This window comes from Nocardia vinacea, from assembly GCF_035920345.1.
Taxonomy (GTDB): domain Bacteria; phylum Actinomycetota; class Actinomycetes; order Mycobacteriales; family Mycobacteriaceae; genus Nocardia; species Nocardia vinacea_A.
Map to the genome: position 1 here is coordinate 5,137,920 of NZ_CP109149.1, position 22,257 is coordinate 5,160,176.

A 22,257-nucleotide genomic window follows, 5' to 3' on the forward strand; every position below is an offset into this window, starting at 1 on the left:
CGAAATGCGCAGATCTGCCGGTCGGACGGGATGCCGTAGCTACATGTTCGCTGGGATTCGGAATCTTGGCTGATCCTGGGCGGATTCGGTGGTGGCTGTGAATCTGTCGGTGGCGTGCGGCATCATCTGTGCACGCAGCCATCCACGAATACCGCTCGGAGTGCCACCATGCCGTCCCCACGAACAAAACCACAGCCGTTGTCGGACACTGAGATTCAGCAGATCGCCACGGACATCGCCGGCGGCCGCCCGCCGATGGTGTGGTTCACCGCGGCCGCGGTGGGCGTGCCGGAGGGACGGTCCGGCAAGGTGGTCGAGATCGGTGATCGATCCGAGAGCGACTTCCTGCGGGTCAAGCCGACCGGATCGAAGGATGTACTGTCCTTTTCTCCGACCGAAGTCACGTTGACCAAACCGCCGCGGGATAAAGCGGCAACCACAAGCTCTGCCCAGCCGAAGTCGACAACCAGGAAGGAATCCACTGTGACCCAGCCGTCGACCTTGACGAGCACCGCGACACCGGCCCCCCGGCCGGCCCCGAGCCCAACCCCGCCCGCCCCAGCCCCGAAACCCGTTGCCTCCGCGGCCGAACCGGCCAAATCCGCGACACCCGCAGGCGCCGCGAAGCCCGCGGCGAAGGCGACCGCCGCGCGGAGCAAGGCGAAGGCGCCGGAGGTCACCGTGACGCTCACCGGTACCGCGGATGGCGAATGGTCGGTCGATGTGGCCAGCGGCAAGAAGAAGTCCGTGCGCGGTCTGCCGGTGACCAGCTCCGCGGTGGCGCAGGCGGCCAAGGTGCTGCATCCGGAGGTGGCCGAGGTGGTTGCCGGAATCCTGGAGGCGGCCCGGGTGGTCCAGGAGTCCAAGGTGCAGCAGTTACAGGCGGAGTTAGAGGAAGCGCGGCGACTGCTCGACGAACTCTCGGACTAGACCGCGGTGCTGGCGGATTTACCGTTGGCGTTGTGGGAGCGGCCGCTCGGGCGCCAGATCCGGCGTCCCGAGTCGGCGGTGTTGTGTCGCGGTTCCGCACCGTGGCGCAGATCGTCGTGGAAGGCGTAGCCGAGCGAGTACTCCTTCGCGTGGTACATCGCCGAATCCGCATCCCGGATGAGGTCGTAGATGGTGTCGTCGGAGCTACGTGGGCTGCCGCAGGCCAGGCCGACACTCGCGGTGATCGGAATTTCGCCCGCGCTCAGCTCGAACGGCCGAACGAAGGCGCCGAGTAGTCGCTCCGCGAGCATGGCCGCCTCCTGTCGATCCAGCGGTGCGAGCACCACGAATTCATCGCCGCCGTAGCGGGCCACCACATCGTCGCGCCGAATGATGTGCCGGATCCGGGATGCCGCGTTCGCGATCAACTCGTCGCCGACCGCGTGGCCGTAGCTGTCATTGACCATCTTGAAGCCGTCGAGATCGATGAACAGCAGACACAGCGGCTGCTCGATCCAGTGCTCCTCGTTGCGATTCAGCGCGCGCAGCAGCGCGGACCGGTTCAGCAGGCCGGTGAGCATGTCGTGATCGGCCTGATACTGCGCACGCCGTTCACTGCGCGCACTGCGGACAATCGCGCGCTCGCTGCGCACCAATACACCGATGAGCAGCAGCGCGCACAGTGACGAGACCACCACCCGGTCGAGGGTGTCCAGACTGGAGCCGACCACCGGAATCAGCGAGGCCACGATCAACGCGACGGCGATGAAGCTGGCCCGCTGCCGCGAGTGGTGCGGGTGGATGTGCCGGGGCGCACCGAGACTCGCCATGGTCGGATGCAGCGCGGCGACACCGACGATCGGATAGGCCACCAGCAGCGGCACCAGCAGCAACTCATGCACGACGGGTGCGCGACCGACGGCGTCGAGGCTGTACCCGAAATCGCCGATCAGCACGGCGATCAACCCGAGGTGCAACAGACGCAGCGAGGTCTCCGAACGGGTCGCGGTCGCCATCGAATGCGCGACCAGGGTCAGCAGCAGGGCGTCGAGCACCGGATAGGTTGCGGCCACCACAGTGTTCGCGGTGGTGTCGTGCGACTGCAGGATCGGTGAGATCAGAAAGGTCCACGAGGCCAGCAATGCGCCGAGTCCGATCAGCGCCGAGTCGAGCAGCAGATCGTAGTTGGGCCGGGCCTGGCGCGGGCGCAACCACAGCGCCGCGGCCACGCCGGTGCCGAAATAGCCTGCGAGAGTGAACAGGTCGTCGACCGGATGCAGCGCGTGGCCGTCGACCTCGCGGATGGCCGTGCCCACCGCGAACAGCACGGCCGAGGCCGAAAGCAGATACCAGGGCACCGGCCGCTCGGGACGATATCGCCGCAGGCCGATACAGATCATGGTGAGCGCGCCGAGCACCACGGCAGCCATGGTAAGCAGCGACAACGGCCGGACGTCGATGCAGAGCAGCACCGCGAGACCGACTGCTGTCAGCGCGAGAAGTACTGTGCACCACCGCATTTCGAGGCGGTGCCGAACGATGGTCGGCTGCTCTTCGCGGACGGTCATCAGCCCCCCTTGGTCGCTCCATCCCCAGTGAACCGCGCCGCGTAGTAGGTCTGCGAATCCTCCACCGCGACTTCGACGTTCGCCTCCTGCTCATCGAGCACCGCTCGAATGCTGTCAGCGAACGAAAACCGAGTGTTGTTATACGAGCAGATGTCCCAACCGACCGCCGCGCGCTCGGCCACCAATACCTGGACAACTGATTTGATCATGGCATGAAACGCCGCCCCTTGTCGGGCACTTGGCGCAACAAGGGTGAAACCCGCGTAATAGATCGCATCGCGCGCCGCATGTTCGGGATAACGGGCGGCGAAATACTCCGGACTGATCCACGGGACGGTCTCGAGATGTTTGGTCAAAGTCGTCACGCCGATGGGTTCGCCGGTCGCGGTGCGCGCGACATGTTTGGCAACCCGCGGGTCGATCATCTCCTCGCGAAATTCGGATCGATGCAGCACCTGCCTGGCAATGGCCTTGGTGCGCAAGGGGCCGAAGGCCTCCTCGTACAGCCGGTGGAACATGTCGATCCGGTCGTCCGGAATGGTCGATTCGATAGTGACCTCCAATTCGGGCAGCCCACCCGTCGCCCGACCACCAACCCTCATGAAATCGCTGCGCGATGCTGTCATTGTCGACCCCACGATGTCGTGTGGTACGCCGCGAGCACCAGCGCGCAGGTCGGCGTGCCATCGGAGCGGGCCTCGGTGGTGCAGAGTTGAATCGGGCCGAAACGTTCCGGCCGGTTGCGGGTCATATCGGTCAAACTCGCGCGAATCAGCGTCGCGACCTGCGCCGCCGTCTCCGCCTCGTGCTCGACGAAAAGCCCGGCACCGGAACCATCGTCGCGCAGCACCCAGCCGATGCCCGCCCCCGCGCGCTCGCCCGCCGCATTCGCATGCTGCGCGGCGTAGACACAGTAGAGCCGATCACCCCAGGGAATCGGCTTGCGGACGCGACCGTTTCGGACCAGAACGGCGCGCGGTGGAATGACCGATGACAGGCGGATCAAGTTGGCATCACCTACTCCCAGGTCACGCAGTGCCGCATCGAAGGCCGACATAGCCGTCGGGCCAACCCCTGTCGCCGCGCCGATCTCGATCGTCAGTGGAGCTCCGGAGTCACGCTGATCGCCGCGGTCCGGCCTGCCCATTGGCGGGAGTAGTCGATCGATCCACTGCAGCCCGAGTAGGCCGCCGCATGGGGTTGTCTGAATCATAATGCCCTCCCGTAACCATCGGCCGGATTATTTAGGCCGGTATTGCGTCAAAACCGACTGTGCGTCAAGACGATCGATCACGCATCCACGCGGGGTGAAAGACATGCTCCGGCGGCGTGTCTCGTAGGGTGTGATGCCCAGGGTCGCTGGGATGACATGCGTGGGCACTGGCAACGCGACGAAGTGAGGAATTCGTGCCGAAGTGGGTGGCGCCGGGGCGGGTCAACATCATCGGTGAACACACCGATTACAACGACGGTTTCGTGCTGCCCATCGCATTGCCGCTGGTAGTCGAGTGCCGGGCGGAAGCGCGAACCGACCGCCGGGTCCGGGTGGTCTCGCGACAGCGGCCGGGTGAGACGGTGCTGGTCGCGGTGAGCGAGCTTGCCGCCGAACGGGATCGGGTGCCCGGATGGTCGCGGTATCCGCTGGGCGTTGTGTCCGAATTCGCCCGGCGCGGATATGCGCATGACGGCATCGATCTGGAGTTGGACGGTGCGGTGCCGATCGGCGCCGGATTGTCCTCCTCGGCGGCGCTGTCGTGCGCGGTGGCGGTCGCGCTGCGAGATATGTTCGCGCCCACCGTCACCGATCGGGAGTTGATCGACCTGGCCCGCGCGGCCGAGAACGACTACGCCGGGGTCCCGACCGGACTGCTCGATCAATCCGCATCGATTCTGTGCACGGCGGGGCATGCGTTGTTCCTGGATGTGCGGCGATTGGTCACGCACGACGGTGTCGCGCACGAACAGATTCCGTTCGATCTCGATCGGTTCGGACTGGAGTTGTTGGTGATCGACACCGGACAGCCGCACGCGCTGATCGACGGTGGTTACGCGCGACGGCGCGCCCAATGCGAGGCGGCCGCCGCGGCACTCGACGTACCCGCGCTGCGCGATATCCAATCGGCGGCTGCTGTGGACCGCATCGGCGATGCGGTGCTGCGGCGACGGGCACGACATGTGGTGACCGAGAATGCACGAGTGCTCACGATTGCCGAAAAGTTGCGGGGCGGTGCGGATCCACGCGAGATAGGGCCGATCCTGACCACGGCGCACGAGTCGCTGCGCGATGATTTCGAGGTTTCGACACCAGCACTGGATGCCGCGGTATCCGCCGCGCTCGACGCCGGGGCACACGGCGCGCGCATGGTCGGCGGCGGGTTCGGCGGCAGTGTGATCGCGCTGGTCGATCGAGACAACACCGCATCGGTCGCGGACGCGGTGCGAGATCGGTTCGCGCGATCGGGTTTCGAAGCACCACGCACCTTCGTGGTCGTACCCGGTGCGGGTGCGCACCGCATCGTTTGAGCAATCGTCCAACTTTTGTGCGTGAATGTACCGCGCGCGTACGGCACAATCACGCACAGTAGAACGCGAGACGCCCGGTTTCATCGCCTGGAGGGACGACGCTGTGCCGCTTGCCGATTCGACCGTTTTCACATCGGCGCTGGATGCCGTCTCGGTACAAGCCGAGACGACACTGCGCCTGGACGCGCAGCCCGTCGACTATGCGCTGGTAGCGCTGTATTTCGTCTTCGTAATCGGCATCGGACTGCTGGCCAGGCAGCGGGTCTCGTCGAGTATCGACTTCTTCCTGTCCGGACGATCGCTGCCCGCCTGGGTGACCGGTCTCGCCTTCATCTCCGCCAATCTGGGCGCGGTCGAGATCATGGGCATGTCGGCCAATGGCGCCGAATACGGCTTCCCCACCTTCCACTACTTCTGGATCGGCGCGGTGCCGGCCATGCTGTTCCTCGGCGTGGTGATGATGCCGTTCTACTACGGCTCCAAGGTGCGCAGTGTGCCGGAATTCATGCGGCGGCGCTTCGGCACCGGCGCACATCTGGTGAACGCGTTGAGCTTCGCGATCGCGCAGGTGCTCATTGCCGGGGTGAATCTGTATCTGCTCGGTTCGATTCTGAATGTGCTGCTCGGCTGGCCGCTGTGGGTATCGGTGATCGTCGCCGCCGCGATCGTGCTCTCCTACATCACCCTCGGCGGATTGTCGGCGGCGATCTACAACGAGGTGTTGCAGTTCTTCGTGATCGTCGCCGCGCTGTTGCCGCTGACGCTGGTCGGTCTGCACAAGGCCGGTGGCTGGGATGGGCTGCGGGACAAGGTGATCGCATCCCCCGGCGGTGGCGCGCAGATGGAATCCTGGCCGGGCAATGCACTCAGCGGTTTTTCCGATAACTTCCTTTCGGTGGTCGGCATCGTCTTCGGCCTCGGATTCGTGCTCTCGTTCGGCTACTGGACCACCAACTTCGTCGAGGTGCAGCGCGCACTGGCGACGCATTCCATTTCGGCCGCGCGACGCACCCCGATCATCGGCGCGTATCCGAAGATGTTCATTCCGTTGATCGTGGTGATTCCCGGCATGATCAGCGCCGTGCTGGTACCACAGATGAGCGAGTACAAGGCGGCGGTGACGGCCGATCCGAACTACACCGGTGATGTCACCTATAACCAGGCGCTGCTGTATCTGATGAAGGATGTGCTGCCGAACGGGCTGCTCGGCGTCGGGCTCGCCGGATTGCTCGCGGCATTCATGGCGGGTATGGCAGCCAATATCTCCGCGTTCAATACGGTGTTCAGCTATGACCTGTGGCAGCAGTATGTGCGGCGGGATCGGCCGGACGGGTATTACCTGAGCGTCGGTCGGCTCGCCACGGTCGGCGCGACCGTCGCCGCGATCGGAACCGCGTTCATCGCAGGCAATTTCAGCAATATGATGGACTATCTGCAGACGCTGTTCAGCTTCTTCAACGCACCGCTTTTCGCGACCTTCATTCTCGGTATGTTCTGGAAGCGGATGACGCCGACGGCGGGCTGGATGGGGCTGGTCTGCGGAACCGCCTCGGCCATTGTGGTTTTCATCCTGCACAAGACCGATGTCTTCGAATTGTCCGGTCAGGGTTCGAGTTTCGTCGCGGCTGGCGCGGCGTTCGTCGTGGATATCGTGGTCAGCGTGGCGGTTACCCAGGTGACGCGGTCGAAGCCGGATGCCGAACTGGTCGGGCTGGTGTATTCGGAGACGCCGAAGGAACTGCGGCACGATCCCGACGAGGCGAGTCTGCCCTGGTATCAGCGGCCGCTGCTGCTCGCGGGGATTGCGCTGGTGCTGGTCATCGCACTGAATATCATTGTCGGATAAGGAGGCCAGTCGATGCTTTTCGATATCCGCACCATTGTCGGCGCGCTGCTGGGCAGTTATGCCGTCGTTTTGGTTGTCACCGGACTGGTTCATGACACCGGGGCCGAGGAAGCCAAGACCGGCGGAGTGAATGTGAATCTCTGGGCCGGCCTCGGGATGGGAGCGGTGGCGCTTGCCTTCCTGGTCTGGGTGTTGTTGCGGCCGGTCGCGGTGCCGACCAAGGTGGACACCCAGGTACCCGATGAGGAGTCGCCCACCGAGCCCTGACCGGTCGCGGGCCTGGCGATTTCGCCAGTGTTACGGTCGGGGCATCCGAGATTCGCGAAGCGATTGTAGGGAGATCTTTGAGCCACGCCGACCCGTTCCCGCTCCAGCCTGCACCGATTCACGTACCCGATGCGGTGCTCGCCGATCTGCGGCAGCGGCTCGCGCTGACGCGCTGGCCCGAGGATGTGGGCAATGACGACCGCCACTACGGCGTAGACCGCGGCTACTTGCAAGAACTCGTCGAATACTGGCAGCACGAATACGACTGGCGCAGGGCCGAAGCCGCGATCAACGCCTATGACAACTACCTCGTCGACGTCGATGGCGTTCCGGTGCATTTCCTGCGCAAACCCGGTGTCGGCCCGAATCCGATACCGCTGATCCTCACTCACGGCTGGCCGTGGACGTTCTGGCACTGGTCCAAGGTCATCGACCCGCTCGCCGATCCCGGTGCGTACGGTGGCGATCCCGCCGACGCTTTCGATGTGATTGTGCCGTCTTTCCCCGGTTTCGGCTTCTCCAGTCCGCTGTCGAAGCATCCGGATATGAACTTCTGGAAGGTCGCCGACCTCTGGCACACCCTCATGACCGAAATCCTCGGCTACCCGAAATATGCCGCAGCAGGGTGCGATGTCGGCGCGTTGGTCACCGGTCAGCTCGGCCACAAATACGCCGATGAGCTGTACGCCATCCACATCGGTTCGGGGCAGAAGCTGACGCTGTTCGAGGGTGACCGAGCCTGGGACATAACCGGCGGGCGTCCCATTCCAGACGGCCTGCCCAAGGATGTCTACGACCGAATCATCGAGCTGGAGCGCCGTTTCGGCGTCCACCTCGCGGCGCACGTCCTCGAACCGAGCACCTTGGCCTTCGGCCTCTCCGATTCACCCGCGGGCATGCTCGCCTGGATACTCCAGCGCTGGATGGCATGGAGCGACGACGGCGGCGATATCGAAACCGTCTTCACCAAGGACGATCTGCTCACCCACGCCATGATCTTCTGGGTCACCAATTCCATCGGCACCTCGATCCGCACCTACGCCAATAACAACCGGTACCCCTGGACCCCGTCCCATGACCGCGACCCCGTCATCGAGGCCCCCACCGGTATCACTTTCGTCGGCTACGAGAATCCGCCCGGCGTCACCACCGCCGCCCGCGTCGAGCACTTCCGCGCCGGCGACCGCGGCCCCTGGTACAACCACGTCAACCTCACCGCCCACGACCAAGGCGGCCACTTCATCCCCTGGGAAATCCCGGATCTCTGGACTCGGGACCTCCGCCGCACCTTCCGCGGCCGCCGCTAGGCGGGGGCTTGTAAAGCCGGGAACCAGATGTCGGTGAGGACGTCGGCAGCCTGGTCGGCCGAGACATCGATGGTGCCCTGCATGGCCCAGCGGGTGAAGAAGCGTTCCAGTTGGGCGACAAGGAGTTCGACGCGTAGGCGCGCCTCGTCGCGACGGTCTTCGGGCCAGCGGGCGAGGTAGGAGGTCATGGCATTGGGCAGGGCCAGGATGCCGCGGCGGGCGATTTCGCGGAATTCCGGTTCCAGTGCGGTTGCCTCGTCCCAGGCGGGCAGCAAGTCCTTGTATTCGTGGAACCAGGCGATGGCGCGGGTCACCCAGTCCACGAATTCCGGGCGTGAGCCGGTGTCGAGTACCCGGTCCAAATCCTCGTAGAAGTGCAGTGCGGTCGGCGCGGTGCTCTGTTCGGCAATGGCGCGCAGGATCTCGAGTTTGCTGCTGAAGTGCAGGTAGAAGGTGGCGCGGCTGCAGCCGACGGCGGCGGCGATGTCGTCGACCCGGACCGCCGCATAGCCCCGTTCGGTGAACAGCGCCTTGGCGCCGTCCATCAGTCTGGCGCGGGTCTGCAGCTTCTGTTCGTCGCGCAGGCTCAGTCCGGGCGGGTTCGACTTGGTCGGCATGGTAGACATCATGTCATTCACTAGACACCACGTCTAGTGAGTGCTAATTTGTTGCCTACGTCACTCCACATGCCGCAGGCGGCGCGGGATGGTTCGCCGCACCGGATCCGGTGCCGCCCACGTGACGGCAATCCTTCGGACGAGGACTACGGAATTGACTCACAGCAATCTGCCCAGGGTATGCGTCATCGGCGCGGGCCCCTCCGGAATCACCGCCGCAAAACGCCTGCAGGACTTCGATATTCCCTTCGAGGTCTTCGAGGCGAGCGATGAGGTCGGCGGCAATTGGTATTTCAAGAATCCCAATGGGATGTCTGCCTGCTACCAGTCGCTGCATATCGATACCAGCAAGTTCCGGCTCGCCTTCGAGGACTATCCGGCGCCCGCGGAATGGCCGGACTTCCCGCACCATTCGCAGCTGTTCCAGTACTTCAAGGATTACGTCGACCATTTCGGCTTCCGCGACAAGATCCTGTTCAATACCAAGGTCACCGCGGCCGAGCGGCAGGACGACGGCAGCTGGCTGGTCACCGCGAGCGATGGCCGCACCCGGGCCTACGACGTCCTGATCGTCTGCAATGGCCACCACTGGGATCCGCGCGTTCCGGACTATCCGGGCGAATTCGACGGCGTGCTGATCCACAGTCACGCCTACAACGATCCGTTCGATCCGGTGGATATGCGCGGCAAGAAGGTCGTGGTGGTCGGCATGGGCAATTCCGGTCTGGATATCGCCTCGGAACTGTCGCAGCGCTTCGTCGCCGAGAAGCTCACCGTTTCCGCGCGCCGCGGGGTCTGGGTGCTGCCGAAGTATGTGAACGGCAAGGTCGGCGACAAACAGAGTGTGCCGCCGTGGATTCCGCGCAAGGTCAGCCTGAAGCTCAAGCAGCGCTTCGTGCGCAAGTTCCGCGGCGATATGGAGTTCTACGGACTACCGAAGCCGGATCACAAACCGTTCGAGGCACATCCGTCGGCGAGTGAAGAGTTCCTGCATCGCGCGGGCTGCGGCGATATCGCCTTCAAACCGGCCATTACCGCGCTGGAGGGGCCGCAGGTGCGCTTTGCCGACGGCAGCACCGAGGAGGTGGACGTCATCGTCTGCGCCACCGGCTATCACATCAGCTTCCCGTTCTTCTCGGATCCGAAGCTGGTGCCGGACGAGCAGAACCGCATCCCGCTGTTCAAGCAGATGATGAAGCCGGGTGTGGACAATCTGTTCTACCTCGGTCTGGCCCAACCGCTGCCGACGCTGGTGAATTTCGCCGAACAACAGAGCAAGTTGGTCGCGGCCTATCTGACTGGTAAGTACCTGCCGCCGGCGGAGGCGGAGATGAATGCCGAGATCGAGGGGGCCGAACAGCGCCGCAGCGGACGGTATTACAACTCGCCCCGGCATACGATTCAGGTCGAGTTCGAGCCCTATGTGCGCGACATGAACCGGGAAATGGCAAGGGGCGCAAAGCGAGCCGCCGCCGTTGGCAATGCCCTGCCGGTGCCCGCCAGGGCACTCGAGAACGCGTGAGGTCGGCGCGATGACGACATCAGGATTCTGTACGGACGAATTCGCCGGTGTGCGAAAAGAATTGGCTGACCAGATCGCCTCGGGTGCGGAACTCGGGGCAGCGATCTGCGTGACCGTCGACGGCGAACCGGTCGTCGATATCTGGGGTGGGCACCGCGATCTCGAGCGGACCGTGCCGTGGACCGAGGACACCCTGGTCAACGTCTTCTCCATCAGCAAGACCATGACCGCGCTGTCGGCGCTGCTGCTGGTGGACCGCGGCGAGCTGGATGTGCAGCAGAAGGTCGCGCACTACTGGCCGGAATTCGCCGCGAATGGCAAGGGCGATATCGAGGTTCGCCACCTGCTCGGCCACACCTCCGGAGTCTCGGGTTGGGAGCGGCCGATCGAGCTGGCCGATATCTACGACGCCGAGGCGGCGAGCGCGCGGCTCGCTACCCAGCCGCCGTGGTGGGAGCCGGGCACCGCATCGGGCTATCACGCACTGAACTACGGGCATCTGGTCGGCGAGGTGATCCGTCGAATTACGGGCCGCACCCTCGGCCAGTTCTTCGCCGAAGAACTCGCCGGACCGCTCAATGCCGACTTCCATATCGGCACAGCACCCGAAAATCATCACCGCATCGCACCACTCGTCCCGCCGCCGCTGCTGGAATTCGATATGGCCACGCTCGATCAAGACAGCATCCTGGTCAAGACGCTCACCAGTCCCCTGCTCGATATTCCGGAGGCCAATAGTGCCGCATGGCGGAAGGCCGAGATCGGCGCGGTGAACGGGCACGGCAATGCGCACTCGGTGGCGGCGGTGCAGTCGCTGGTCGCCTGCGGTGGCGAGCTGCGTGGCCGAAGGTTGTTGTCGGAGAAGACAATCGATTTGATCTTCGAACAGCAGTCCGACGGTGCGGATCTGGCGCTGCTGCTGCCGCTGCGCTTCGGCCTCGGTTACGGACTCCCCCAGTCGCAGACCGCGCCGGAGGTACCCGAGGGGAAGGTCTGCTGGTGGGCCGGATTCGGCGGCGCCATCGTGGTCAACGACCTCGATCATCGAGTCACCTTCGCCTACACCATGAACAAGATGGCGCCGGGACTCATCGGCTCCGATCGTGCGAATGCCTATCTGCGCGCGGTGTTTTCGGTGGTGCGCGGATGATGCGGGCACTGCAGCTCACCGAACCCGGTGTGCTCGAACTCCGCAAGGTCGCGGTGCCCGCGATCGGGCCGACGGATCTGCTGCTGCGCGTCGGTGCGGCGGGTATCTGCCATTCCGATCTGCATGTGCTGCATATTCCGTTCAAGATGCGCGAGGATCCGCTGACGCTAGGGCATGAGATCGCGGGCACCATCGAGGCTATCGGCAGTGATGTCGACGGTCGGGTGGTCGGTGAGCGCGGGATCGTCTACCTGTGCTGGTCCTGCGGTGTCTGCCGAGAATGTGTGAGCGGCAATGAGAATGTCTGCCTCGCCGCCGGACGTACCGCCATGCCGCCGTGTCCGGGACTCGGCCCGGATGGTGGCATGGCCGAGTACATCCGCATTCCCGCAAGCGCTTTCGTACCCATCGGGGACCTGGATTTTTTGCAGGCGGCACCGCTGGCCGATGCGGCCCTGTCCAGTTATCACGCCATCGACGGCGCACGAGAGCAGTTGTACCCCGGTTCGGTCGCGGTGGTCATCGGCATCGGCGGACTCGGCCATGTCGCGGTACAGGTCCTCACCGCGATCAGCGCCACGCGGGTGATCGCCGTTGATGTGAACGAGGACAAACTCGCTCTGGCCGCCCGCTGCGGTGCGGCCGAGGGCCTGCTCGCCGGTGCCGATACCGCGCACGAAATCCTGGAACGCACCGACGGCCGCGGGGCCGACGCGGTCTTCGACTTCGTAGGTGTCGATGCGACCGCAAGGCTGGCGGTGGAATCGGTTGCCCCCAATGGCGCGTACCGGATGATCGGACTCGGCGGCGGCGCACCGGAAATCACCGCTGGACCGGCGGGCGGACCCGGCTGGCCGTGGGGCGCTTCGATCCGAAAGTCCTACGGCGGCACCAAATCCGACCTGATCAACTCCGTTGCCCTGGCCCAGTCCGGCCGCCTCACGGTTGAAATCGAACGCTTCGATCTGGCGGACGGCCGCGCAGCCCTCGACCGACTGGAGCGCGGGCTCATCACCGGCCGCGCCGTACTCGTGCCCTGAAGCTATAAGGAAGCCTTCCATGACAAAGCCTTTCGATCCACAGGCATTGGCCGCACAGGCCGTGGCGCGGCTGACCGGCCCCGGCGGGCCATTCGAGATGACAGTCGAAGATGTACTCGGCGCGCCGATTCCGGTGATCAAGGACCGGGTCCGCTCTTTGCGCGAAGTGCTCGCGGGTTCGATCGCACTGGGTGATCGCGACTACTTGGTCACCGAGGACGGGCGAATGTCCTATGCCGAGCACGCTGCTGCGGTCGGCGCGTTGGCTCGTGCGCTGCGGGACCGATACGGCGTCGAAAAGGGCGATCGGATCGGCATTCTCGCGGCCAATACTCCCGAATGGGTCGTGGCATTCTGGGCCGCTCAGACTCTCGGTGCGATCGCGGTCGGCTACAACGCCTGGTGGATGCCGCGCGAAATCGCCTACGGCCTGGAGCACACCAGCCCCGCGGTCCTGATCGTCGATGCGAAACGCGCGGGACAGGTGGCGCAGCTGGACATTCGGGTTCCCGTGCTCACCATGGAGCACGACCTGCCCGCGCTGATCGCCGAATTCGGCGACGGCGAGCTGCCGCATGCTCCGGTGGACGAGGACGATCCCGCGGTCATCCTCTACACCAGCGGCACCAGCGGCCGCCCCAAGGGTGCGGTGCATTCGCATCGAAACCTGGTGGCGGTCATCGACTATCACCGTTTCAACGATGCACTCGCCGCCGCCTTCCAGGGCGGCGTCGACGACGGCAGTCCGAAGGGGCGCCGCTTCCTTCTCACCTCCCCGCTGTTCCACATCGCCAGCCTGCACAATCTGGTACTGCCGCGCATGGTGACCGGCGATACCGCCGTCATCTACCAGGGCGCGTTCGATGCCGAGCGGATACTGCGGCTGATCGAACGGGAGCGGATCAGCAACTGGGGTGCGATGCCGACCATGGCGAGTCGCCTGCTCGAAGTGGATCTGTCGAAGTACGATCTGACCTCGCTGGCCGCCTTCTCGCTCAACTCGGCGCCGTCTTCGGCCGCACTGCAACAGCAACTGCGCGAACAACTTCCGGTTGCCAAGACCGCGCTGGTGACCAGCTACGGCATGACCGAGTGCAGTACCGCGGCGACCATTGCCGCACCGGCCGAACTCGCTGCCTTCCCGGACACCGTCGGCCGACCGGTGATCGGGGTCGACCTGCGGATCCGCGATGCGCTCGGCGAACCCGTCGGCGAAGGCGTCGAGGGTGAGATCTGGGTACGCAGCCCCTATGTGATGCTCGGCTATTGGGCGGACGAGGCCGCAACCGCAGCCGCCATCACCTCCGAGCGCTGGTTGCGCACCGGCGATATCGGTGTCCTGGAGCAGGGCCGACTCCGATTGTCCGGCAGGCGTTCGGATCTCATCCTGCGCGGTGGCGAGAATGTCTACCCGACCGAGGTCGAGCAGTGCCTGGACGAACATCCCGCGGTGCGCGAATCAGCCGTCGTCGGGCTGCCCGATGAGGATCTCGGCCAGGTGGTCGCGGCACTGGTTGTCGTCGAGAATGCTTCCGCTACAACGGAACAGGAACTGGTCGAATTTGCGAAGCAGCGCATCGCGTACTACAAGGTGCCCGCAAAGTGGCGAATCACCACAACGCCCCTGACCCGCAATGCGACCGGCAAGGTCGTGCGCGCCGGGATCGCCGAAACCCTATCCGACTCCGCGGCGGAGTGACGTCATGTACGACACCATCATCAAAGACGGACGGTGGTTCGACGGCACCGGCTCGCCGTCGGCCATCCGCCATCTCGGAATCCGGGAAGGTTCTATTGCCACAGTTTCGGCTGAACCGCTCGACGAGGCCGACTGCCCGCAGGTCATCGATGCCGCCGGCAAATGGGTGATACCCGGCATGATCGATATCCACACCCACTACGACGTCGAGGTGCTGCAGAGTCCGGCGCTGGCCGAATCCATCCGGCACGGCGTCACCACCGTGCTGCTCGGGTCGTGCTCGCTGTCGACGGTGCATGTCGATGCCTCGGACGCCGGTGATCTGTTCGGCCGGGTGGAGGCCATTCCGCGCAAACATGTGATCGCGGCAATGACCGAAATCAAGTCCTGGACTTCGGCGCACGAATATGTCGAGGCGCTGGAGGCACTCCCGCTCGGACCGAACCTGGCCGCCTTCATCGGACATTCCGATATTCGGGCCGCCGAGATGGGACTGGATCGCGCCACCCGCAAGGGGATTCGGCCGACAGATGCCGAATTGGCCGCCATGGCGGCGAAACTCGATGACGCATTGGACGCGGGCTTCGTCGGCATGTCCTCCCAACAGTTGCTGTTCGACAAGCTCGACGGTGAGGTCTGCCGATCACGCACCCTGCCCTCGACCTATGCGACCACCCGAGAACGTCGCAGGCTGAATGCGATCCTGCGGCGTCGCGGCCGCGCACTACAGGGCGGTCCGGATGTGGCCCGGCCGCAAAGTCTCGTCGCGATGGCGGCGAGCAGCCTCGGCATCTTCCGCAAACCACTCAAGGTCAGCCTGCTGTCCGCGGCCGATATCAAGGCGATTCCCGCTGTCGCCCAGATCTTTCCGTTGATTGCGCGGGTGATCGATCGGCTGGGCGGCGACTTCCGCTGGCAGCATCTGCCTGTGCCGTTCGAGGTCTACTCCGACGGTATCGATCTGCCGGTTTTCGAGGAATTCGGTTCGGGCGCGGCGGCACTGCACCTGTCCAACCAGTTGGAGCAGCGCCGGGAGCTACTGCGCGACGAAGGTTATCGACGCCGATTCCGCAAGGATTACGACAAGAAGTTCGGGCCGCGGGTGTGGCATCGCGATTTCTTCGACGCCGAAATCGTGGAGTGTCCGGACGCTTCGGTGATCGGCAAGACCTTCGGTCAGGTCGGGCAGGATCGCGGTGGCCTGCATTCGGTGGACGCATTCCTGGACCTGGTCGTCGAATACGGTGGCAAAGTGCGTTGGCGCACAACGATTTCCAATCATCGGCCGCAGGTGCTCGACAATTTTGCCGCCGATCCGGGTGTGCAACTCGGCTTCTCGGATGCGGGCGCGCACCTGCGGAATATGGCCTTCTACAACTTCGGGCTGCGGTTCCTGCGCAGGGTGTACGACGCCGAGCGCGCCGGCCGGCCGTTCCTGTCCCTCGAACATGCGGTGCATCGCATCACCGGTGAACTCGCTGACTGGTACGGCATCGACGCGGGCCATCTGCGACCCGGCGATCGCGCCGATCTGGTCGTGATCGATCCCGTCCATCTGGACGAGACCGTCGAGGCGTACGCCGAAGCCCCGATCGCCGTATTCGACAACCTGTCGCGCATGGTCAACCGCAATGACGCGACGGTGGTCGCGGTACTCGTCGGCGGGGAGTACGTCTTCGGCGGGGGCGTGGCGGGGCCGGTCCTCGGTGTCCGCCGCACGGGTCGCTTCCTCCGGGCGGGTGCCTGACGTGGCCGGACCGACCGCCCGCTAGTCGATTCGCTTCGCCGCCGGATCCGCGCTAACTTGAGCGTTACTGGCGAACACAAGTGTTCGCCTATCCACTCGCAAGGAGGCGACGTGGCGATCTTCACGCATCGCGGTCGGGATGTTGTCTATGACCGCGTCGGCAGCGGCGCACCGGTCATCCTGCTGCACAATGCGGGCGCCCAGCGCCACATCTGGGACGACCAGGTCGGCGAATTGCGGCACGAGCACGAGGTATTCGCGCTGGATCTGCCCGGTTACGGCGAATCCGACCAACCCGCGGACGGCTATCGCCTCGCCGATTACGTGAGCATGCTCGAGACCTTCCTGGCGGAACAGGAACTCACCGATGTCGTGCTGATCGGCAACTGTCTGGGGGCCGCCACCTCACTGCGCTACACGATGACGCATCCGGACAACGTGCGCGCTCTGGTGCTGTGCAATCCCCTGACCTGGAACACCATGCGCGCCGGACGCCAGTCCGGACTGGCGTGGGTCGACGCCAGACTCCCGCTGGCGCCGGTGGCCCGCAGGGTGGCGCTGCCGGATGCGGTCATCTCCCGGATCGTCGCCGACCAACTCGGCGCGAACGGGCGGCGGCGCAATCTGCACCACTCGCCGCGTCTCATGGCGCATTGGGGCGATAAGGGCCGGTTACAGGCGCTGCACGGCCTGGTGCAGGACTTCCCGTCCTATGCCGAACTAGATGTTTTCACCCCCGGCCCCGGATTCCCGCCGATCTGCACCATCTGGGGTGAGCAGAACCGCATCCTGTCGGCCCGCGCCGGCGCCCGACTCGACGACACACTGCATCCGCACACCCGAATTCGGCTCACGGAATGCGGTCACCTGCCTATGGTGGAGGATTCAGAGACCGTAACGAACATCATCATCACCTTTCTGTCCAGTCCGGAGGTACGGCCGTTCGGCGCGACGGAACACCCGGTCAAACCTTGATTCCGAGTGTTGATCTTGTTGTTTGACGGCGCCGAACGCGGTTACCCGAACCTCAGCCATCGAGGAAAGGGACGTCATGTTGCTACGCCGATTTGCCCGACCACTGCTGGCGACCGCGTTCGTCGCCGATGGGGTCGACGCGCTGGTCCACCCCGAGCCGCGCACCCAAGCGGCATCGGCCCTGGTCCAGCAGGGACAGCAGTCGCTGCCCGACAATATCGCCGCGAAATTGCCATCGGATCCGGGGACGTTCGTGCGGATCAATGCGCTCACCCAGGTCTCGGCCGGTGTGCTGCTTGCCCTCGGTAAGTTTCCGCGCCTGGCCTCGCTCACGCTGGCCGCGACGGTGATTCCCGCTACGGTCACCGAACAGGATTTCTGGGCGGAGAAGGATCCGGAACGCAAGGCGGCCAAGCGCAAAGCCTTCGTCAAGGATGTGAGTCTGCTCGGCGGTCTGATGATCGCCAGCGCGGATACCGAGGGCAGGCCGTCACTCGGCTGGCGGGGTCGACGTGCCGCGAGCAATGCCACTGCGGCGGTTTCGGCCGCATTGCCATTCACCGCAACGGATTCGGCCACCGGCGACGCATTGCGCCGCCATGCGCGCGATGCCGCCGTGCGGGCCCGCGAACTCGGCGATGTCGCGCAGGAGCGGGGCTCCGATATCGCGGAGACGGTCAAGGAACACGGTCCGGAATGGGCCGAGCTGGCCAAGGAACGCGGTGCGAAGTGGGCCGAGAAGGCGGCGGAACTCGCGGAGATCGCCAAGGAGCGCGGCCCGGAACTCGCCTCGACGGCGCGGGAGCGCGGTGTGCACTTCGCCGAACTCGCCAAGGAACGCGGCCCGGAACTCGCCTCGACCGCACGCGGACGCGGTGCCGAACTCTCGGACAAAGCACAGAAACGTAGCGCGCGGTTGGCCGAGAAGGCCCAGCACCGTGGCATCGAACTCACGGAGCTCGCCAAGGAACGTGGGCCCGGAATCGCCGCGACCGCACGGGAACGCGGCGCGCACCTCGCCGAAATAGCACAGCACCGCGGTGCCGAGATCGCCGAAATAGCACAGCACCGCGGCACCGAGATCGCCGAAATAGCACAGCACCGCGCCGCCGAGATCGCCGAACTCGCGAGGGAACGCGGGCCGGAACTCGCCTCGACCGCCCGCGGACGCGGTGCGGAACTCTCGGAAAAGGCGCAGAAGCGCGGCGCGCGGTTGGCCGAGAAGGCGGAGCGGCGTGCCAAGAAGGCGCAGCCGCGGGTCGACAGGGCTCTGCGCCGTCTCGATAAGGCTCAGGAGCAGGCGGTACTGGCGCAGGAACGGATCGCGAAGGCGCGGGCCCGCGTGGAGGCGCGGCGCGGCTGAATCGCGCGAACCCTACACCGGGGCGGCACATCCCGGTGTAGGGTCCGCGAGCGCCGCGGCCAAGGAACCGACGCGGCGGAAGTTCGTGGCAAGTCCGGTGAGCTCGATCGCTCGATCGACACAGCGCACCGTGGTGATCAAAACCATTCGGCGGTCGGCCTTTCCGGCCGCCATCTGGGCCTCGATCAGGGTTGCCAGTCCGGCGGCGGCGAAGAAGGTGACCGGGGACAGGTCGACGACCATGATCGAGCCCCGAGAACCGAAGGCGCGCAATAGTTTGTCCCTTAGTCGCGGCGCGGTCCACAGATCGACCTCGCCCGTGACGACCACCAGCGTGACATCGCCACGCGGATGGCTCACCGTGCATTGGATGATTCGAGCTCCGGGCACGGTCGAAATATCGACGCGCTCACCGTGTTCCGTTTTGTCACGGTCAGCGGGTCTACCTGCCGGATAAGCGAAATGGGTCGACATGCGCTAGCTCCTGCGGTCCGATCAGACCTGTCACACAAGTCAAGCAGGGTCGGCCGGGTCTGTACAGGGATCCTGCGCGTCACACGGTAACGGATGCGAAAAATTTCCGGGAACCAGGGCATGGGGCCGTACGACTAAATGTTCATGCAGCACACAGCACTGCTGGCCTTGGCCGTTGGCACCATTGTCATCACCGGATGTTCGACCACGGTCACCGAATCCGCGCCCACCACACCCGCCGCTGCGACCGAGGGCGTCACGAAATATCCCGTCGCCGTGGCGAACTGCGGTAGGAGCTACACCTTCACCGAGGCACCGAAGCGGGTCGTGGTGATGAACGGCGGCTCCATCGGCGAGGTTTCGGCGTTGGTCGCTCTCGGTGTCGCAGACCGCGTCGTCGCCAATGCCCAGTCCTACGGCTCCTCCGATGTGTCCGGCCGCGCCGATGCCATCGCGGCCCTGCCGACCGGCGGTATCACGCCGAACAACCTGCAGGACATCCCTCGCGAGGCCATGCTCGCCCAGCATCCCGATCTCGTCATCTCCACCGGAGGTGGCGGGTTCTCCGCCGATCAAGGTTTCGCCACCCGCGCCGAGCTGTCCAGTGCGGGTGCCAATACCTATGTGCCCCGGGCCAATTGCGGTGTAACCGGTGCGATCACCGGCACGCCTACCATCGAGGACAGCTACGCCATGCTGCGTGATTTCGGCACGATCTTCGATGTACCCGGCCGCGCCGAACAGCTCATCGAAAACACCGAGCGCAAGATCGCCGAGACGTCCGCACGGGTGGCCGGACAGCCCAAGAAGAATGTGCTGCTCATCTTCCCGGGGATGGACATGGGCGATGGGGGCGACTTTTCGGCCATTGCGGCGGGAGGCATCTGGAACGACATTATCGACAAGGCCGATGCGGTGAATCCGTTCAACCGCACGGACGGCACCACTTTTGTGACGATCAGCAAGGAACAGCTCGCCGTCACCCCGATCGACGGGCTCATCGTGGTCGACTACCGCAATCCCGATATCGATGGCGCGGCCAAGCGGATCCTCGACCAGTTCCCGCAGTGGAACGCGAGCAAGAACACCGACTACACGGTGCTCTCGGATTCGATCTACCTCGGTCCGAGCAATGACATCGCGGTCGACAAAATCGCCAGACTCGTACACCCCGAACAGTTCTGATGACGAGCACACTTCGACGGCCACGGTCATCAGTGACAACACCCCTGCCCATCGCGATTGCCGTCTCGCTGGCAATTCTGTTCGTTGTCATGCTGGTGTCCATCGGCGCGGGATCGGTCACGGTCTCTATCGGCGATACCTGCCGAGTCATCTTCGCCCATTTATCCAGCAGGTCACCGGATGTCGGGTTCACCGTCGACCAGATCGTCTGGAACTATCGCCTGCCCCGGGTCATCCTCGCCGCACTTTGCGGCTGCGGCCTGGCGATTTCGGGCGTGATTCTGCAAGCGCTGGTGAACAATGCGCTCGCCGACCCGTATGTGCTCGGTTTGTCCTCCGGCGCCTCGCTCGGTGCGGTGACCGTAATCGTGACCGCGGGTGCGGCACTGGGCGGTATCGGCGTCTCGGCCGCCGCTTTCATCGGCGCAATCGGCACCGCCGCAGTGGTTTTCGCGCTTGGACAACGGCGCGGCACCCTGGTTCCGACCCGTCTGGTGCTGGCCGGTGTCGCCATCGGATATCTACTGCTGGCGGCGACGAACTATCTCCAGCTGCGTGCCACCCCGAACGAGCTTCGCGCGGTGATGTTCTGGACCATGGGCAGTGTCTCCGGCGCGAGTTGGTCCCGACTCGGACCGGTGACGCTGGTGGTCCTCGTGGTCGTCGCCGTTGTGCTGGCCTTCGGCCGTCGCCTCAATGTGCTCGGCACCGGCGATGAACAGGCGACCGCGCTCGGTGTCGACGTCCGCACCACCCGGATCATTTTGCTGGTCCTGGCCTCGCTGCTGACCGGCGTGCTGATCGCGGTCGCGGGCGGAATCGGCTTCGTAGGCTTGATGATTCCGCATCTGATACGTCTGGCTTTCGGCATGGACCACCGTCGGGTACTCCCCCTTGCCGCTCTGCTCGGCGCGGCATACCTGGTCTTGGTCGACCTGCTGTCGCGAACCATCGACGCTCCCAACGAACTCCCGCTCGGCATCTTCACCGCCGCCTTCGGCGCGCCGTTCTTCCTCTGGTTACTCCGGCGCGAAGGAGGTCCCGCATGACCGGGCACCCCGCCCATACCTCGGGCGCCCCGCGCACTGGGTGCCCGGTGGAGACACAGGGTGCCCGGATCGCCGAGTTGTCGGTGGTGGGGGTGACGATCGCATTCGGGGGCGCGCGGGTGCTGGATGGGGTGACGTTGCAGGCGTTACCGGGGACGTTCGTCGGGGTGGTGGGGCCGAATGGGAGCGGGAAGACGACGCTGTTGCGCATCATTTATCGCTCGCTGCGGCCGCAGCAGGGCATGGTGCTGATCGACGACACCGATATCAGTGCGATGTCGGTGCGTGCAGCCGCGCGCACCACCGCTGCAGTGCTCCAGAATGGTTCGGGCGCACCGGAATTGACGGTCGCGGAGCTGATCGGGCTCGGTCGTAATCCGCATCATGCGCTGTTCAGCCGGGATAGCGCCGCCGATCATGCGGCGATCGCGGATGCCATGGCGCGCACCGGTGTCACCGACTACGCCGAACGCCCGATCGGCTCGCTATCGGGTGGTGAGCGTCAGCGAGTGCTGCTGGCAAGGGCACTCGCACAGCAACCGCGCCTGCTCGTCCTCGACGAACTGACCAACCATCTCGACGTGCGCGCCCGATTCGAACTGCTCGATCTGGTCCGCTCGACCGGCATTACGACGCTGGCCGTGCTGCACGAATTGGATCTGGCGGTGCGCTGCTGTGATCAGCTGGTCGTGCTCGATCACGGTAAGGTCGTCGCGGCGGGTGCGGTGCTCGAGGTCATGACCCCCGAGCTGCTGCGGAATGTCTTCGGTGTCAATGCCACTGCCGAGCTACACGATGACGGCGTTGTCCGATTGCATTACGCTGCAGAGCCTTTGGCCGCCCGCCAAGTAGCCGCTCCCCGTGTGGATTCGTACTGACCAGAAGCCCGGAGTCAGCCGTTCCCACTTTACCGGCGATCCGATTGCGTTACGCCACAGAGCCTTTGGTCGCACGCTGCACAGCCGCTCCCCCGGTTGAGATTCGTAGTCAGCGGA

General features: G+C 64.9%; 20 protein-coding genes. 15 read left to right on the forward strand and 5 right to left on the reverse strand.

Translation table 11 applies throughout. The features are described 5' to 3' along the window. Positions 1 to 198: 198 nt before the first annotated feature. Complete coding sequence (locus tag OIE68_RS23545) at positions 199 to 930, forward strand: DUF6319 family protein (protein ID WP_327101502.1); 732 nt, start codon at positions 199 to 201, stop codon at positions 928 to 930. On the opposite strand, the gene OIE68_RS23550 is transcribed toward OIE68_RS23545, so the two are convergent. The 3 genes from OIE68_RS23550 to OIE68_RS23560 are packed head-to-tail and all read right to left on the reverse strand — an operon-like array spanning position 927 to position 3,711. Then, on the reverse strand, positions 927 to 2,498 hold the full coding sequence (locus tag OIE68_RS23550) for a GGDEF domain-containing protein (protein WP_327101503.1): 1,572 nt from the start codon (positions 2,496 to 2,498) through the stop codon (positions 927 to 929). The two genes, OIE68_RS23545 and OIE68_RS23550, sit on opposite strands and share 4 nt — an antisense overlap. Further along, positions 2,498 to 3,100: a hypothetical protein gene (locus OIE68_RS23555; protein WP_327101504.1), complete on the reverse strand. Its 603-nt coding sequence runs from the start codon at positions 3,098 to 3,100 to the stop codon at positions 2,498 to 2,500. The genes OIE68_RS23550 and OIE68_RS23555 overlap by 1 nt, the downstream gene beginning before the upstream one ends. 20 nt (positions 3,101 to 3,120) lie before the next feature. Continuing rightward, positions 3,121 to 3,711, reverse strand: a complete 591-nt coding sequence (locus OIE68_RS23560; protein ID WP_327101505.1) for a pyruvoyl-dependent arginine decarboxylase — start codon at positions 3,709 to 3,711, stop codon at positions 3,121 to 3,123. A 194-nt stretch (positions 3,712 to 3,905) separates the two neighbouring features. Here OIE68_RS23560 and galK point away from each other — a divergent pair, with 194 nt between their 5' ends. The 4 genes from galK to OIE68_RS23580 all read left to right on the forward strand — a co-directional run bounded on the left by galK (position 3,906) and on the right by OIE68_RS23580 (position 8,441). Beyond that, entirely contained in the window at positions 3,906 to 5,021 is a 1,116-nt protein-coding gene (gene galK / locus OIE68_RS23565) for a galactokinase (protein ID WP_327101506.1), read from the forward strand. Positions 5,022 to 5,160: 139 nt separating this feature from the next. Continuing rightward, positions 5,161 to 6,867: a sodium:solute symporter family protein gene (locus tag OIE68_RS23570; protein WP_327101767.1), complete on the forward strand. Its 1,707-nt coding sequence runs from the start codon at positions 5,161 to 5,163 to the stop codon at positions 6,865 to 6,867. Between the two features lie 12 nt (positions 6,868 to 6,879). Continuing rightward, positions 6,880 to 7,134, forward strand: a complete 255-nt coding sequence (locus OIE68_RS23575; protein WP_327101507.1) for a hypothetical protein — start codon at positions 6,880 to 6,882, stop codon at positions 7,132 to 7,134. Between the two features lie 77 nt (positions 7,135 to 7,211). Continuing rightward, the gene (locus tag OIE68_RS23580) at positions 7,212 to 8,441 is read left to right on the forward strand and encodes an epoxide hydrolase (RefSeq protein WP_327101508.1); all 1,230 of its coding nucleotides are present in this window, start codon (positions 7,212 to 7,214) and stop codon (positions 8,439 to 8,441) included. Here the strand turns inward: OIE68_RS23580 and OIE68_RS23585 are convergent. After that, positions 8,438 to 9,058, reverse strand: a complete 621-nt coding sequence (locus OIE68_RS23585; RefSeq protein ID WP_327101509.1) for a TetR/AcrR family transcriptional regulator — start codon at positions 9,056 to 9,058, stop codon at positions 8,438 to 8,440. The genes OIE68_RS23580 and OIE68_RS23585 overlap by 4 nt on opposite strands. 154 nt (positions 9,059 to 9,212) lie before the next feature. Between OIE68_RS23585 and OIE68_RS23590 the strand changes: the two genes are divergently transcribed. From OIE68_RS23590 to OIE68_RS23620, 7 genes are all read left to right on the forward strand, one after another. Beyond that, positions 9,213 to 10,580: a flavin-containing monooxygenase gene (locus OIE68_RS23590; RefSeq protein ID WP_327101510.1), complete on the forward strand. Its 1,368-nt coding sequence runs from the start codon at positions 9,213 to 9,215 to the stop codon at positions 10,578 to 10,580. A 10-nt stretch (positions 10,581 to 10,590) separates the two neighbouring features. Then, positions 10,591 to 11,730, forward strand: coding sequence for a serine hydrolase domain-containing protein (locus tag OIE68_RS23595; RefSeq protein ID WP_327101511.1), 1,140 nt, complete (start codon positions 10,591 to 10,593; stop codon positions 11,728 to 11,730). Further along, a complete protein-coding gene (locus tag OIE68_RS23600) occupies positions 11,730 to 12,770 on the forward strand; it encodes an NAD(P)-dependent alcohol dehydrogenase (protein ID WP_327101768.1) in 1,041 nt (346 codons plus the stop codon). The genes OIE68_RS23595 and OIE68_RS23600 overlap by 1 nt, the downstream gene beginning before the upstream one ends. Before the next feature lie 19 nt (positions 12,771 to 12,789). After that, entirely contained in the window at positions 12,790 to 14,469 is a 1,680-nt protein-coding gene (locus OIE68_RS23605) for a class I adenylate-forming enzyme family protein (RefSeq protein WP_327101512.1), read from the forward strand. 4 nt (positions 14,470 to 14,473) lie between these two features. Beyond that, complete coding sequence (locus OIE68_RS23610; RefSeq protein WP_327101513.1) at positions 14,474 to 16,216, forward strand: N-acyl-D-amino-acid deacylase family protein; 1,743 nt, start codon at positions 14,474 to 14,476, stop codon at positions 16,214 to 16,216. Between the two features lie 111 nt (positions 16,217 to 16,327). Then, complete coding sequence (locus OIE68_RS23615; protein ID WP_327101514.1) at positions 16,328 to 17,191, forward strand: alpha/beta hydrolase; 864 nt, start codon at positions 16,328 to 16,330, stop codon at positions 17,189 to 17,191. A 76-nt stretch (positions 17,192 to 17,267) separates the two neighbouring features. Then, positions 17,268 to 18,554, forward strand: a complete 1,287-nt coding sequence (locus tag OIE68_RS23620) for a DoxX family protein (RefSeq protein WP_327101515.1) — start codon at positions 17,268 to 17,270, stop codon at positions 18,552 to 18,554. Positions 18,555 to 18,566: 12 nt separating this feature from the next. Here the strand turns inward: OIE68_RS23620 and OIE68_RS23625 are convergent, their stop codons facing one another. After that, positions 18,567 to 19,028 carry an STAS domain-containing protein gene (locus OIE68_RS23625; RefSeq protein WP_327101516.1) on the reverse strand — a complete coding sequence of 154 codons (462 nt, stop codon included), beginning with the start codon at positions 19,026 to 19,028 and terminating at the stop codon, positions 18,567 to 18,569. A 144-nt stretch (positions 19,029 to 19,172) separates the two neighbouring features. Between OIE68_RS23625 and OIE68_RS23630 the strand changes: the two genes are divergently transcribed. Genes OIE68_RS23630 through OIE68_RS23640 form a run of 3 tightly spaced genes read left to right on the forward strand, consistent with a single transcriptional unit; the run spans position 19,173 to position 22,140 of the window. Continuing rightward, positions 19,173 to 20,213 (forward strand): ABC transporter substrate-binding protein, encoded by a 1,041-nt coding sequence (locus OIE68_RS23630; protein ID WP_327101517.1) that lies wholly within the window; start codon positions 19,173 to 19,175, stop codon positions 20,211 to 20,213. A gap of 32 nt (positions 20,214 to 20,245) precedes the next feature. Further along, positions 20,246 to 21,262 carry an iron ABC transporter permease gene (locus OIE68_RS23635; RefSeq protein WP_327101518.1) on the forward strand — a complete coding sequence of 339 codons (1,017 nt, stop codon included), beginning with the start codon at positions 20,246 to 20,248 and terminating at the stop codon, positions 21,260 to 21,262. Further along, a complete protein-coding gene (locus OIE68_RS23640; protein WP_327101519.1) occupies positions 21,259 to 22,140 on the forward strand; it encodes an ABC transporter ATP-binding protein in 882 nt (293 codons plus the stop codon). The genes OIE68_RS23635 and OIE68_RS23640 overlap by 4 nt, the downstream gene beginning before the upstream one ends. Positions 22,141 to 22,257 lie beyond the last annotated feature (117 nt).